We start from the raw sequence: 11,889 nt of genomic DNA, 5'->3' as shown, positions 1-11,889 counted from the left end.
TGTGAAGCTGCTGCTCACCTCCGGAGGCATTACCAACGAGAGCATCCGTGAAGCGCTGGTTGCTCTGCTGGGCAAGCCGATCTCCGAGTCCAACGCGCTCTACATCCCCACCGCGCAGTGGGGTCACCCGATGCTCGGGCCTGCCTCGGTACGTCGCGCCGTCGCCGCTGAGCCGCCGTTCCACATGATGACCGGCCTGGACTGGGCGACTTTGGGCGTCCTGGAGCTGACCGCGCTGCCCAGCATCGGCGAGGACCGCTGGGCGCCGTGGGTCCGAGAGGCCGACGTACTCCTGGCAGACGGCGGCGACGCGACGTACCTCTGCCACTGGATGCGACAGTCAGGCTTGTCCGACCTCATCCCGTCGCTGCCCGAGACGGTCTGGGTAGGGCTCAGCGCCGGCAGCATGGTGATGACACCGCGCATCGGCAACGACTTCGTCAACTGGCCTGCAGCACCGGACGACCGCACGCTCGGCGTCGTCGACTTCTCGATCTACCCACACCTCGACCACGAGCAGATGCCCAACAACACCATGGCCGACGCAGAACGATGGGCTGCCGACATCGCAGCCCCCGCCTACGCCATCGACGACCAAACCGCCATCAAGGTAACCAACGGCACCGTCGAACTCATCTCCGAAGGCCACTGGAAGTCCTTCCCCGCCTAGCCGCAGCGCCCTCCTGTACGTCGCGCTGGACCACGCCGCCAACCGACGGCACAGCCAGGCCGCTTCGGAGCCGATGGCAACAAAAGCCTCGTCCCGATTCGTGGGCCGGGACCACCCACGTGGCGGCCCAGCCTACCGATCTGCAGATGCCAGCGTATTGACGCTCAGCCGGAGTGGTTCCGGATCGCGTTCATGAGGGCGGTGCGCACGGGTGGGTGGACCGGAGGAGGCAACTCGTCGAGGCCGAACCAGCCGATGTCGACGTGCTCCTCGGGAGCAACGTTCGCCGGCGTACCCTGCCAGTCACGCACGAGCCAAGCGCTCAGCAGCGCCGGCTCTTCCGCAGGCCCAGCCGTCAGCCGACACAGATGCGACGCCGAGTCCGTCGCTATCTGCACACCGAGTTCCTCGTCCAATTCTCGCGTGAGCGCACCCAGTTCAGACTCGCCATCCTCAACGACTCCACCAGGCAAGTCCCACACGTCCGGGTACGCGCGCTTGTCCGGACGCCGATGCGCGAGCAGGACTCGACCGTCACGAACCAGGGCCCCAAGAACAACCTTCACCATCCCAGGATTAGAGCACCCACCTCCGACAAGTTGGGTGCTGCGCTGTCCAGCTGACCGACAACGGCGGCAGGGTCTGGATAGTCGGTTGACAGCTGTCAGGTGCGATCGCTCGTATGGGCTTGTGAGTCCCCGCAAGGTCTACGCCGACCAGATCGACATCGACACGCCGCTCGTCCGCGAGTTGCTGGCCACGCAGTTCCCGCAGTGGGCCGCATTGCCGCTCGAGCCGGTCGACTCCGGTGGGCTGGTGAACGCGATCTACCGCCTCGGTTCTGACCTGTCCGTACGGCTGGCGCTCCGCCCGTCAAACACCGACATGGTCCAACGGGAGCAGGAGAAGCTCGCAGCACTGGCGCCGTACCTGCCTGTGGCAATCCCTTCTGTCGAGGCGATCGGTTCACCCACCGATGCGTTCCCCGGCGAGTGGTCCGTCCACCGCTGGCTCACCGGTACGCATCCCTCCCCCGACGCGCTGGTTGATCCGCACGGACTGGCCGTGGACCTCGCTGCGTTCGTCGACGCGTTCCGGCGGATCGACCTGCCGGACCGGCTGCCGGCGTACCTCGGCGAGCGCCGCACCCGCGCCCCGATGCCCTCGCTGGACTCCCCGACCCAAACGGCGATCGCTGACCTTGACGGCCTGATCGACACTCACGCAGCGCTAGCGTCGTGGGAGGAATCCCTCGCGGCCCCGTACGACGGTCGCGAGGTCTGGGTCCACTCAGACCTGACCCCAAACAACCTGCTCGTGTCCCCGGAGGGCCGGCTGACCGCAGTCCTCGACTTCGAAACCTCCGGCGTCGGCGATCCAGCATGCGACCTGTTCCCCGCCTGGTACCTGCTCCCCGCCCCCGCCCGCGACGCATTCCGCGCAGCCCTAGACGTAGACGACGCAACCTGGCTCCGCGGCCGCGGCCGCGTCCTATCCCAGGCCCTAATCGTCTGGTCCCACCAAAAGGACACCAACCCACACCTCACCCACCACGCCCGCCGAGCCGTCAGCAAAGTACTCGCAACTCAGTGAGCTGCGGCCTCAGGAGCCCGCGAACGGGTAGTCACGGAGCTCATGCAAATGGTCTGTCGCCGAGCGGACAACCGGGCCTGTGACCTGTGCGAAACAACGCTAATTCCTTTAACTACAAGGCCTTTTACCTTCCTGGCCTCCGCAGGTTGAAACCGTTGTCACGTGTCACGCGTGCTTCACTCCCAAAATCCCCGCATGATCGTCTGCGGTCCGCTGGCCTGCCAACACCTCGGCTTCTCCGTCCAACGATCACCGGCTTGTGACAGAGCCCTAGCTCGGAACTTGACGCGCGTACGAGTCAAACGGGGTTCGCTCGACTCAGCGTCCGGCTGCCAAGATTTGCTGTGCGCATGTTTCAGCCGACAGGCTGGTCGTGTCCACCCAGAGGTCGTAGTCCATCCCCTCGTGTACCCGCTTCTCAGACCAGCGAGCGAGCCCTACACGTCCCCTTCGAACACCCTCTCGACGCTCGAGTTCATCGAGATCGCACCGAACCCCGACCGAGACGACATCGAGCCCGGCGAGAGTTTCGAACCAGTGATCTCTGACCTCGGACCCCAGCATCATCTCGTCGACGATGACACGGTTCCCGGCCTGAACGAACTCACGCACAGCCCGATGAAACCCCTCCAGCATGCGCAGCCCAACCGGCCCGTACGAGATCCCGCACACAGGCTTGCCGTCTTCCTCCGGCAGGTCGACGTACTGAAACCCCTGCTCCCGATGAGCTCCCATTGATCCACCGCCCCACCGAGCAGGGACCATCGCAAAGCACGTATCCAATCCCATCAACAAGTACGGCTCATCCAAAGAGTCCTGGAGCGCTCTCCCCAGCGTCGTCTTGCCGGCAGACGAGGCACCGTTGAGAAAGATGACCGGAGGTACGAAGGCTCGCGTCACCGCACGATTATGGCGTGCAGTCCTTACGCATCGGCCCCGACAACTGCCGATCTCACGTGCGGGTCAAGGGTCGGAGATCCCGAACGCACGCCGTACGAGGCCTTGACGCGCGCCGGGCCGGACCGTCCCTTCCATGATTGCCAGCGGGGCAGCTTCTTTCCACTCAGGCAGAGGCTGAAGGGTACGGGCTCCGTGTGCACGACCACGTGACGAGTGATCCGCCAGCGGCCTCCCTGGCACCTTCAGCCTGCGTCCATGGGAGTCCAGCTCCATCCGCCGCGAGCTATGGCGATTGCCTCCCAGCTAGCCTCCCGTGCGGCGGTCATCGGGAGTCCGATGTCGCGCCTAGGTACCTGGCCGGCAAACGCTCCTCGGACAGCCCGGTATCTCCCAGGGAGACGGCGTAGGCACTCGCGTCGGGGCGTGAGCTGACGACGTTCGCCAGGTGCCCATTGGTGAAGTGCAGTGCAACGCCGTCTTCGGCGGCGTACCCGGCCGGGAAGCCAGACCGGACGAGGCCGAGGAAGGTGCCACGCCGAAGAGCCTCGCCGTCGTAATGGAGGCAGGCGCTGCCGGGAAGTAACCCGAGGCCGTCGGCCAGTGGACCGCAGCCGTTCGTGTCGAACGAGTCCGTCACCGAGGCCTCGAACCAGCAATTCATCCCAGCGCTGATCCCGGCCATGATCACGCCTGCTCGGTAGGCCTTCTCCAGCGCTGCGTCGAGTCCGTGCAGCCGCCAGATGGCGAGCAGGTTTGCGGTGTTGCCACCACCTACGTAGATGACGTCCTGGTCCATTACAAAGGCGTCCAGGTCGGCCACCGAGCGTTTGAAGAGGGACAGCACTGTCGCTTCCGCACGATCCGGACCGAACGCCGCCAAGAAGCGGTCGCTGTAGCCCTCGGAGTCGCCGCTGGCGGTCGGAACGAAACAAACCCGGGGCTTGCGATCCGTCGGCACCAGCGAGAGCAGGTAGTCGTCCAACAGCGGATTGTCCGGCTCCATAGAGAAGCCACCACCGCCCAGCGCCACAATCTGCGAATCAACCATCGGCCATCCAATCCAATTTCTGCGTGGTCACAGCCACAAGCTCATGCAGGCAAGCCTCCCGCCTGAGGTAGGTCCACGCCCCATCAGCGGGCACATCCGCGGCACATCCACCGTCGGCGAAAACAAGATCAAACCAGGCCACCCCCGTGCAGACGCCTCGACCCCGCCCAAGCTTGGACTGGGCCTGAGAAGCTCCTACAGGCGCGCTGCGGCCGGTGCTCCGGACAGAGGCGAAGAAGACAGACGAGATCGTCCCCGATCTGCAGCCCACGGAGACTTAGCCTCCCAGGTCCGTGAATGCGTGGACCCGCTGGTACGACGACCGTATCTCCCGGACCCTCCGCCCGTTCATTCGCGTGACGGTCGTGGACCGCGGTCTTCGACGATGGCATGCCCAGCGAAGAGCATGATGGCTGCATTCCCGATTTCAGGTGGCTTCCGGCGAATCAAGCATCGGCGGAGCATGTCGAGGCGGTTTTCGGCACGGGTGGGGCCCGCAAGTGCCGTTGCCAAGCGTTGAAGGTGCCTGGCTGGATCTGGCGGGACACGACCCAGGAGCAGAGGGATGCCGCGCTGCTGGAGCAGACCGCCTGCGGTACCACCGGACCGACGTCGGGGCTGATCGGGTACGTCGACGGCGAGGCGGCCGGATGGGTCGCGGTCGAGCCGCGGGAGAACTACCCGAGGCTGTGGGGCCGGAAGCAGGCGTGGATGCGGATGGACCCCGAGCTTGAGGGCGTCTGGTCAGTCACGTGCTTCGTCGTGCGCAAGGGCCGGCGTCAGTCAGGGCTGACCTACGAGCTCGCCGCCGCCACCGTCGAGTACGGCGAGCAGGTCGGCGCCCGCGTCCTGGAGGCGTATCCGATCGAGCCGCCGCCGGGCAAGACCGTGATCTGGGACGAGGCGTCGGTCGGGCTGGTGCAGGTCTTCATCGAGGCTGGGTATGAGGTGGTGGCTTCGCCCACCCTGCGGCGACGTGTGGTGCGGCGACGACTGGGCAACCATTCATGACCGTCGCTCGGACGTGCCGCAGATGACGTGCGCTGCGGTCCGCCGAAACGGCCGCTCGGTCGTGATCAGAAGACCAGCAGGCCAACCAAGTAGCTGAGAAAAATGGTGCCGGCCCCCACGGCCAGCGTGCGCACCAGGGTGTGGCGGACGCTCGTCTGACCGGTCCGGGCGCCGACGACGGACGTCACGATCAGTGCCACCATCACCGCGGCAGCAATGGCCCACTTCTCGATTCGGTACGTACACCTGACATACGCACCTCGTGCAGCGGTTCTGGGCACCTTCGGTGCGGCTGCATCATCGCCGGCACCCGCATGTCGGGTGTTCTCAGAGGCACGCTGGATAGCATGGGTCGATGCCTGATGAGCCCAGCATTCGCGTCGACGTCGCGGCCGCCGGCGATCTCGACGACTTGATCCGCCTGGAGACGCAGCTCTTCCTCGAGGATGCCGGTACGCACGACGCTCTCGTCGACGTCAGTTGGCCACAGCAAAATGCGCGAGAAGACTTCATCTGCCTCATGAACAATGAGCACGCCCTCGTCCTCGTCGCAAGGCAGGACGAGACAATCGCCGGACATCTGGTCGGTTACCTGACAGCTCCGTCGCCAACCCGTTTCGGCCGACGTACTGCCGAGATCCGCAGTCTCTACGTGGACGAACCTGTCCGCTCCACCGGAATGGGCCAGGCCATGGTCCGCTACTTCACAACCTGGTCTCGGTCCCACGCTGCCGCAGCCATCTCCGTCACCGCTTACGCCGCCAACGGGTCGGCCCGCGCGTTCTATGACAAACTCGGCTTCATCGAGCAGAGCGTCGTACTTCGCGCGGCCCTCGACCAGTGAGGTTCTCTCACCGGGCCGGTTTCTGAAGTTGGAGTACGACGAACCGCGGCGATTGCGTGACACCTTCGTGTCGCTTCTCAGATGACGGAGACGGTCTACCGTCGCCAGCTCCGACCGGTCCTGACCGAGGGAGCCGGGGCGATAGGCGAGCTGCTGCCGCCGACACAGCAGACCCTCAGAGAATGCGAGAGGCCGGTTTCCTGAGTCGGAAACCGGCCTCTGAGCTGCGGTGGAGCTTAGGGGATTCGAACCCCTGACCTCTTCCATGCCATGGAAGCGCGCTACCAACTGCGCCAAAGCCCCGCGGTGTCTTGCGACTCCGGAAGTTTAGCGGATGGGGGGCGGCAAAGAAAAATCGGTTGGCTCGTGGGGCTGGTGAGGTGGGTAACGCGGTTCGGGAGCGGGTGGACGCGGGCCCGGCGGGCGGGTTCGACGGCGCGGCTGGTGAGCTGGTGGGTGTCTAGGTTGAGCTTGTGGCGAACGCTTCTGAACAGGAACTGCTTGATCGGTACGCGCTTGCTGGCGCGGCCTCCGCGAAGGTGCAGGGGTGGGCGAGCGGGGCTCGGATGTTCGCCGTACTGCGTGGGTTGCAGGAGCGGGGGTGGTTCCGGTTCCTCGACCGGCCGCGTGAGCGTGTCGAGCTGTTCGAGTTCTCAGGGCTGGCGAGCGTGCAGTTCGACGACGTACTCGCGGTACTGGATGCGCACGGTGTCGTCGAGCAGGAGGCGGGGACCGTGCGGCTCGCTGCGAGTTTCGCGGAACTCGTTGCCGACGACGCGTCGATCGGGTTGGACGAGATCCTCGATGCGTCCGTGCTCGGGATCGAGCAGTCTCGCGCGGCCGTTGCTCCCGGTACGACGCCGTTGACGGAGCGGGACGCTCTCGTGGTGGCCCGGGGCTCTGGTGGACGGGCCAACGACATCACCAAGCTCGTGTACGAGGAGTACTGGCTCGTCTACCTGCCTGAGGTGTCGGAGGCGCTGCGTACTGGACGCTTTCTCGACGTCGGGTGCGGTGTGGCGACGACCTCGCTGACGCTCGCGAGGATCTTCCCCGAGACGTCGGTGCTTGGGATCGACGTCGTACCTGCAGTTGTCGACGAGGCTCGCCGGCGGGCCGAGGCGCTGGGGGTGCAGGACCGGGCCGAATTCAGGTGCGTGGATGCGCAGGAGTTCGACGAAGTGGACGGGTTCGGTACGGCGTTCTGGGCGCAGCCGTTCTTTCCCGAGGGGACTCGCGCCAAGACGCTCGCCGCGATCTACCGGGCGCTGCACCCGGGCGGGCTGCTGATCCTGCAGGAGCTGATGCCGCCGCCTGGCGACGAGGCCAAACTGCCTGCGTACACGCTGCGTCAGCTCGCGATCCGTTCCACCGGGCGTCCGTTCGGCAGCACAGCGGAAGAACTGGTCGCCGAGGCCGAATCTGCCGGATTCATCCTCGTGCGGATCGCTCTCGCGGACTCGGAACGCTACGTCATCATGCAACGGCCCAGCTGAGGGTACGTCGGCTGTCCGCGGCGTCGGCCCGATCGGGAGAGGGCCGACCCTAGCCGATCGCATCACTTGCACGTCCGCTGCGCTCCCGCCGCCGGAGCAGGTCTTGCGAGGCATCCGGCCCCAGGCCGGATCCGGCCCCGGCGGAGCCAGCCAACAAGTCAGCCGCCGCGAAGCGGTGACCGTTCGGACGGCGCCTCGGACCAGCAGTCCACTGCGTTCCAGTCGCGCGCCGAACACGCCCGTACGCCGGCGGAGCCGGCCGACAAGACAGCCGCCGCGAAGCGGTGTCCTTTCCGGACGGCACCGCCGGGACCAGCACCCCACGACGAACCAGTCGAACGCGGGACGAGCCCGACGCCGGCGAAGCCGGCCAACAAGTCAGCCGCCGCGGAGCGGCGTCCTTTCCCGGGTGCCACCCCGGACCAGCAGCCCCGCCACGGAGCAGTTGCACGCCGGAGCGAGCCCTACGCCGGCGGAGCCGGCCAATAGGACAGCCGCCGCGGAGCGGTGTCCTTTGGGCCGTTCCCGTTGTTCCCCGTCGTACGTGGGCTACTTCTGGGGGTCGTCGCTCATGACTGGTTCTGGGAGGGAGCCGGCGTTCCATTCTTCGATTCGGTAGCCTCGGCGGCCGTTCAGGAGGGAGACCCAGTTGCAGTTGGCGATGCCTCCGAATGCGGGCCAGTTGGCTTGGGGGATGCCGAGGAACCGGCAGATGCCGACGCGGGCGGCCAGGCCGTGGGTGGCGAGGACGAAGGTGTCTTCGGGGGTGCCTTCGGCGGAGATGCGCTCAAGGGCGCCGCTGAAGCGGACCGCGACTTCTTCGATGGTTTCGCCGTTGGTGCCGCGGCGTTGGGGTTCGCCGCTGAGCATGCGGGCGGCGGCTTCGGGGTTCATGGCGGCGAGTTCGGACGAGGTCAGGCCGGCCCAGTCGTCGACGTCGATCTCGCGGAGCGCTTCGTCGTACTCGACCTTGAGGTCGGTGAGCGCGGCGAGTTCGCCGGCGGTGGCGGCGGCTCGCTGGAGATCGCTGGCGTACAGATGAGTCGGAGCGAGGGCGGCGAGGCGGGCGGCGGCGGAGCGGGCCTGGGAGAGGCCGACCGAGTCCAGTGGGATGTCGGCCTGGCCTTGCATCTTGTCCTGCAGGTTCCACTCCGTCCGGCCGTGCCGCCAGACGATCAGTCGGCCCGCCGTCATTCGGCGCCGGGCAGTGCCGAGCCGGGGACGGGCGACGGCAGGGCGATGACCGGGCAGTCGCGCCACAACCGCTCGAGGGAGTAGAAGGCGCGCTCCTCGTCGTGCTGGACGTGGATGACGATCTCGAGGTAGTCGAGCAGCACCCAGCGGCCTTCGCGGGCGCCCTCGCGGCGTACCGGCTTGGCGTCGAAGTCGACGCGCAGCTTCTCCTCGATCGCGTCCACGATCGCGCGGACCTGGCGGTCGTTGGAGGCGGAGGCGACCAGGAACGCGTCGGTGATCGCGAGCTGCTCGGAGACGTCGAAGGCGAGCACGTTCTCGGCCTTCTTGTCGTGGGCGGCTTCGGCGGCCGCGGTCAGCAGCTCGATGGCGCGTTCACTGGCAGACATACAGGTCCTAACGGTTGGTGTAGAGCTCACGCTTGGCGATGTACTGGACGATGCCGTCGGGCACGAGGTACCAGGTCGGGTTGCCCTTGGCGACCCGGGCCCGGCACTCGGTCGACGAGATCGCCAGCGCCGGCACCTCGAGCAGGGTGATCCGGTCCATCGGCAGCTGGTCGAGCGGTAGTTCGAGGCCCTCCGTCCCCGGCCGGGTACAGCCGACGAACTGGGCGAGCTTGAACATCTCGTCGACGTCCCGCCAGGTGAGGATCTGGGCGAGCGCGTCGGCGCCGGTGATGAAGAACAGCTCGGCGTCCGGATACAGCCTGGACAGGTCGCGCAAGGTGTCGATGGTGTACGTCGGACCGGGCCGGTCGATGTCGACCCGGCTGACCGAGAACCGCGGGTTCGACGCGGTCGCGATCACGGTCATCAGGTACCGGTCCTCGGCCGGGGAGACCTTCTTGTCCGACTTCTGCCAGGGCTGGCCGGTCGGAACGAAGATCACCTCGTCGAGATCGAAGTACGCCTGCACTTCGCTGGCCGCGACAAGGTGGCCATGATGGATCGGGTCGAACGTACCGCCCATCACACCGATACGTCGTACCCGCTCGACAGCAGCCATGCCCATCGCGCCGCCTAGCTGTGCGGCCGGCCCTTACCCATGATGACGGTGACGAGCAGCAGCAGAAGCAGCACGACGAACGCGAACCCGCCGTACCACCACTTGGAGATGTGCGACGTGTCGACGGCGCCTTCGAGGGCCGCCACCTGCGGCACCAGGATCGAGAACATGATGCGAAGCCTATCTCGTGACGGCCCGGACAAGAGCGACCGGTGGCCCAGAAGGACACCGGTCGCGGTCAGTAGGTCAGCTGTGGCGGACGTGACGGGTCAGCAGCCGGCGCCAGGCAGACGGTACGGCGTGGGCGCGGCGGGCCTGCGCTGCGACGCGGTGCCGCTCGTCGATGTGGGCACGGGCAACTTCGGGGGTGATCATGTTTCCTTCACTGGGTTGGTGCGGCGGAGCTGGGGCGGACTGACCCCAGTACCTCAAATTGTACGGTTTGTTCTACGTTGTCACAAACGAATTAAAGGTCTGAAACATTCCAGGCCTTAGAATCTGTGGTGAACAGGAGGCGTCATGGACGCGATCGACCGGCAGCTGATCGAGGCGCTGCGGCTGAACGGCCGCTCCAGCTGGGCCGAGCTCGGCCGTGAGGTCGGCCTGTCCGGCCCGAGCGTCCAGGAGCGGGTACGGCGACTCGAGGAGCGTGGCGTGCTGCTTGGGTACCGCGCGGTGGTCGCGCCGGACCAGGTCGGCCTCGGGACCAGCGCGCTGATCGGCCTGTTCCAGCGCGACGACGTCGAGACCGACGACATCGTCGACCAGGTCCGGGACATCCTCGCGGTCGAGGACTGCTGGTTCGTGGCCGGCGACCAGGAGCTCGTGGTCAAGGTCCGGGTCGCGGACGTGACCCAGCTCGAGGCGGTCGTCGGCTCGCTGCGCCGCGTCAACGGCGTGGTCAGGACACGGACGACCGTCGTCCTCTCGACCCGCTGGGAGGGCCGGCCGGCTCCGCTTCCCGATCAACCGACCTGACCTGCGACTGGACGACGGCCGCTACGACGGCCAGCGCTGCCGCGACCGGGAAGAGCGCCCCCGGTACGTGCTGGTACGCAGACCCGCCGAGCGCGGGCGCCAGGAACATGCCGCTGATCGACGCAGCGGCGTACAGGCTGGAGTACCGCCCGACCATCCCCTCGGGCGCCGCGTCCGCGACATGGGCGGTGGCGGTCGGCTTGTAGAGCATCTCCCCCGCCGTGATCACGACGATTGCCAGCGTCGCTCCGGCGAGCGCCGGCCATACGCCGAGGATCGCGAGTCCCCCGCCGACAAGCGCGAACCCGACGGCGACCACTCGGGTCGCTCGGTGGCCGCGGAGCCGTACGGCGAGCGGTGCCTCGAGGAGCACGATCACGACGGAGCTGACGCCGATGAGTACGCCGTACGCGACAGCCGGCGCACCCGCATCCCGGAGCAGCAGCGGCATCGTGGCGAAGATCTGCCGGTAGACCGTGTCGACGACCACGATGGTTGCCAGCAGCACGAGCACCGAACGGTCGCGCACGAGCGCCTTCCACAGACCGCGCACGCGGACGGACGCGGTACGGCGGACCGCGGGGACGAAGCGCCAGATGACCGCAGCCATGACGAGGCTGGTCACGGCGTCGACGAGGAAGACCAGCGAGAAGTTGTACGCCGCCAGCAGTCCGCCGAGCGGTGGACCGATGGTGAAGCCGGCGTTGCTCGCGGTCCGGGACAGGGCGATTCCTTCGCGGCGGCGTTCTGCCGGGAGCGCGGTGGCGACCAGCGCGCTGAGGTTCGGACGGCTCGCGCCGCCGCAGAGACCGGCGAGCGCAGCGACGACGCCGATCCAGGAGGTGCCGACGAGCGGCATCGCGCAGCAGGTGACGACCCAGGCGAGTTGGCTGGCGACTGCCGCCGTACGGAGGCCGAAGCGGTCGCCGAACCAGCCGCCGCCGAGGTTCCCGCCGAGCAGGCCGACGCCGTACGCCGCTGCCGCGAACCCGGCCTGTTGCGCCGACATGCCGCGGTCCTCGACCAGGTAGAGGGTCAGGTAGATCCAGGCGAGGGCGCCGGCTGAGCTGACGAGTTGGCCGACCATGACGGCCTTGAGCCAGGTGGGCAGGTCCGCGATCCGGCGCCAGTACATGCTTGCCCTCCT

The 11,889-nt window shown here is 67.1% G+C and carries 17 protein-coding genes and 1 tRNA gene; 6 read left to right on the top strand and 12 right to left on the bottom strand.

Annotated elements, in window-relative coordinates:
• Position 1 precedes the first annotated feature (1 nt).
• Positions 2-670, top strand: coding sequence for a Type 1 glutamine amidotransferase-like domain-containing protein (locus ABT313_RS09245; protein WP_350850413.1), 669 nt, complete (start codon positions 2-4; stop codon positions 668-670).
• A 164-nt stretch (positions 671-834) separates the two neighbouring features.
• Here the strand turns inward: ABT313_RS09245 and ABT313_RS09240 are convergent, their stop codons facing one another.
• Positions 835-1,239, bottom strand: a complete 405-nt coding sequence (locus tag ABT313_RS09240) for an NUDIX domain-containing protein (protein WP_350850411.1) — start codon at positions 1,237-1,239, stop codon at positions 835-837.
• Positions 1,233-1,289, bottom strand: a complete 57-nt coding sequence (locus ABT313_RS09235; protein ID WP_350852097.1) for a hypothetical protein — start codon at positions 1,287-1,289, stop codon at positions 1,233-1,235. Before ABT313_RS09235 ends, ABT313_RS09240 begins: the two co-directional genes overlap by 7 nt.
• A gap of 71 nt (positions 1,290-1,360) precedes the next feature.
• Between ABT313_RS09235 and ABT313_RS09230 the strand changes: the two genes are divergently transcribed.
• Entirely contained in the window at positions 1,361-2,263 is a 903-nt protein-coding gene (locus tag ABT313_RS09230) for an aminoglycoside phosphotransferase family protein (RefSeq protein ID WP_350850409.1), read from the top strand.
• Positions 2,264-2,581: 318 nt separating this feature from the next.
• Here ABT313_RS09230 and ABT313_RS09225 read toward each other — a convergent pair whose 3' ends face one another.
• Positions 2,582-3,163 (bottom strand): chloramphenicol phosphotransferase CPT family protein, encoded by a 582-nt coding sequence (locus tag ABT313_RS09225; protein WP_350850407.1) that lies wholly within the window; start codon positions 3,161-3,163, stop codon positions 2,582-2,584.
• 322 nt (positions 3,164-3,485) lie between these two features.
• Entirely contained in the window at positions 3,486-4,211 is a 726-nt protein-coding gene (locus tag ABT313_RS09220) for a Type 1 glutamine amidotransferase-like domain-containing protein (RefSeq protein ID WP_350850405.1), read from the bottom strand.
• 522 nt (positions 4,212-4,733) lie between these two features.
• On the opposite strand from ABT313_RS09220, the gene ABT313_RS09215 reads away from it, so the two are divergent.
• Positions 4,734-5,222: a hypothetical protein gene (locus ABT313_RS09215; protein WP_350850403.1), complete on the top strand. Its 489-nt coding sequence runs from the start codon at positions 4,734-4,736 to the stop codon at positions 5,220-5,222.
• 65 nt (positions 5,223-5,287) lie between these two features.
• Here ABT313_RS09215 and ABT313_RS09210 read toward each other — a convergent pair whose 3' ends face one another.
• Positions 5,288-5,428 carry a hypothetical protein gene (locus ABT313_RS09210; RefSeq protein WP_350850401.1) on the bottom strand — a complete coding sequence of 47 codons (141 nt, stop codon included), beginning with the start codon at positions 5,426-5,428 and terminating at the stop codon, positions 5,288-5,290.
• A 149-nt stretch (positions 5,429-5,577) separates the two neighbouring features.
• Between ABT313_RS09210 and ABT313_RS09205 the strand changes: the two genes are divergently transcribed.
• Positions 5,578-6,066: a GNAT family N-acetyltransferase gene (locus ABT313_RS09205; RefSeq protein ID WP_350850399.1), complete on the top strand. Its 489-nt coding sequence runs from the start codon at positions 5,578-5,580 to the stop codon at positions 6,064-6,066.
• A gap of 230 nt (positions 6,067-6,296) precedes the next feature.
• Here ABT313_RS09205 and ABT313_RS09200 read toward each other — a convergent pair.
• Positions 6,297-6,369 (bottom strand) — tRNA-Ala (locus ABT313_RS09200).
• A 170-nt stretch (positions 6,370-6,539) separates the two neighbouring features.
• Between ABT313_RS09200 and ABT313_RS09195 the strand changes: the two genes are divergently transcribed.
• Entirely contained in the window at positions 6,540-7,562 is a 1,023-nt protein-coding gene (locus tag ABT313_RS09195) for an SAM-dependent methyltransferase (protein ID WP_350850397.1), read from the top strand.
• 549 nt (positions 7,563-8,111) lie between these two features.
• Here the strand turns inward: ABT313_RS09195 and ABT313_RS09190 are convergent.
• The 5 genes from ABT313_RS09190 to ABT313_RS09170 form a co-directional block, all read right to left on the bottom strand.
• Positions 8,112-8,756 carry a histidine phosphatase family protein gene (locus ABT313_RS09190; RefSeq protein WP_350850395.1) on the bottom strand — a complete coding sequence of 215 codons (645 nt, stop codon included), beginning with the start codon at positions 8,754-8,756 and terminating at the stop codon, positions 8,112-8,114.
• On the bottom strand, positions 8,753-9,145 hold the full coding sequence (rsfS, locus tag ABT313_RS09185) for a ribosome silencing factor (protein WP_350850393.1): 393 nt from the start codon (positions 9,143-9,145) through the stop codon (positions 8,753-8,755). Before rsfS ends, ABT313_RS09190 begins: the two co-directional genes overlap by 4 nt.
• 7 nt (positions 9,146-9,152) lie before the next feature.
• Positions 9,153-9,764 (bottom strand): nicotinate-nucleotide adenylyltransferase, encoded by a 612-nt coding sequence (nadD, locus tag ABT313_RS09180; protein ID WP_350850391.1) that lies wholly within the window; start codon positions 9,762-9,764, stop codon positions 9,153-9,155.
• Positions 9,765-9,778: 14 nt separating this feature from the next.
• Positions 9,779-9,934, bottom strand: coding sequence for a hypothetical protein (locus ABT313_RS09175; RefSeq protein WP_350850389.1), 156 nt, complete (start codon positions 9,932-9,934; stop codon positions 9,779-9,781).
• 76 nt (positions 9,935-10,010) lie between these two features.
• Positions 10,011-10,139 carry a hypothetical protein gene (locus ABT313_RS09170; RefSeq protein ID WP_267901740.1) on the bottom strand — a complete coding sequence of 43 codons (129 nt, stop codon included), beginning with the start codon at positions 10,137-10,139 and terminating at the stop codon, positions 10,011-10,013.
• A 144-nt stretch (positions 10,140-10,283) separates the two neighbouring features.
• On the opposite strand from ABT313_RS09170, the gene ABT313_RS09165 reads away from it, so the two are divergent.
• Positions 10,284-10,742 (top strand): Lrp/AsnC family transcriptional regulator, encoded by a 459-nt coding sequence (locus ABT313_RS09165; protein WP_350850387.1) that lies wholly within the window; start codon positions 10,284-10,286, stop codon positions 10,740-10,742.
• On the opposite strand, the gene ABT313_RS09160 is transcribed toward ABT313_RS09165, so the two are convergent.
• Entirely contained in the window at positions 10,666-11,877 is a 1,212-nt protein-coding gene (locus ABT313_RS09160; RefSeq protein ID WP_350850385.1) for an MFS transporter, read from the bottom strand. The two genes, ABT313_RS09165 and ABT313_RS09160, sit on opposite strands and share 77 nt — an antisense overlap.
• Positions 11,878-11,889 lie beyond the last annotated feature (12 nt).

The organism is Kribbella sp. NPDC000426 (genome assembly GCF_040300265.1).
GTDB lineage: Bacteria > Actinomycetota > Actinomycetes > Propionibacteriales > Kribbellaceae > Kribbella.
The sequence above is the reverse complement of the archived record's forward strand: the minus strand, read 5'-3'. Positions and strand labels throughout refer to the sequence as shown.

Coding starts and splice junctions, on each gene's coding strand:
- ABT313_RS09170 (WP_267901740.1), bottom strand. CDS start 10,139: ATGATCACCCCCGAAGTTGCCCGTGCCCACATCGACGAGCGGCACCGC.
- ABT313_RS09190 (WP_350850395.1), bottom strand. CDS start 8,756: ATGACGGCGGGCCGACTGATCGTCTGGCGGCACGGCCGGACGGAGTGG.
- ABT313_RS09175 (WP_350850389.1), bottom strand. CDS start 9,934: ATGTTCTCGATCCTGGTGCCGCAGGTGGCGGCCCTCGAAGGCGCCGTC.
- ABT313_RS09240 (WP_350850411.1), bottom strand. CDS start 1,239: ATGGTGAAGGTTGTTCTTGGGGCCCTGGTTCGTGACGGTCGAGTCCTG.
- ABT313_RS09220 (WP_350850405.1), bottom strand. CDS start 4,211: ATGGTTGATTCGCAGATTGTGGCGCTGGGCGGTGGTGGCTTCTCTATG.
- ABT313_RS09205 (WP_350850399.1), top strand. CDS start 5,578: ATGCCTGATGAGCCCAGCATTCGCGTCGACGTCGCGGCCGCCGGCGAT.
- nadD (WP_350850391.1), bottom strand. CDS start 9,764: ATGGCTGCTGTCGAGCGGGTACGACGTATCGGTGTGATGGGCGGTACG.
- rsfS (WP_350850393.1), bottom strand. CDS start 9,145: ATGTCTGCCAGTGAACGCGCCATCGAGCTGCTGACCGCGGCCGCCGAA.
- ABT313_RS09165 (WP_350850387.1), top strand. CDS start 10,284: ATGGACGCGATCGACCGGCAGCTGATCGAGGCGCTGCGGCTGAACGGC.
- ABT313_RS09160 (WP_350850385.1), bottom strand. CDS start 11,877: ATGTACTGGCGCCGGATCGCGGACCTGCCCACCTGGCTCAAGGCCGTC.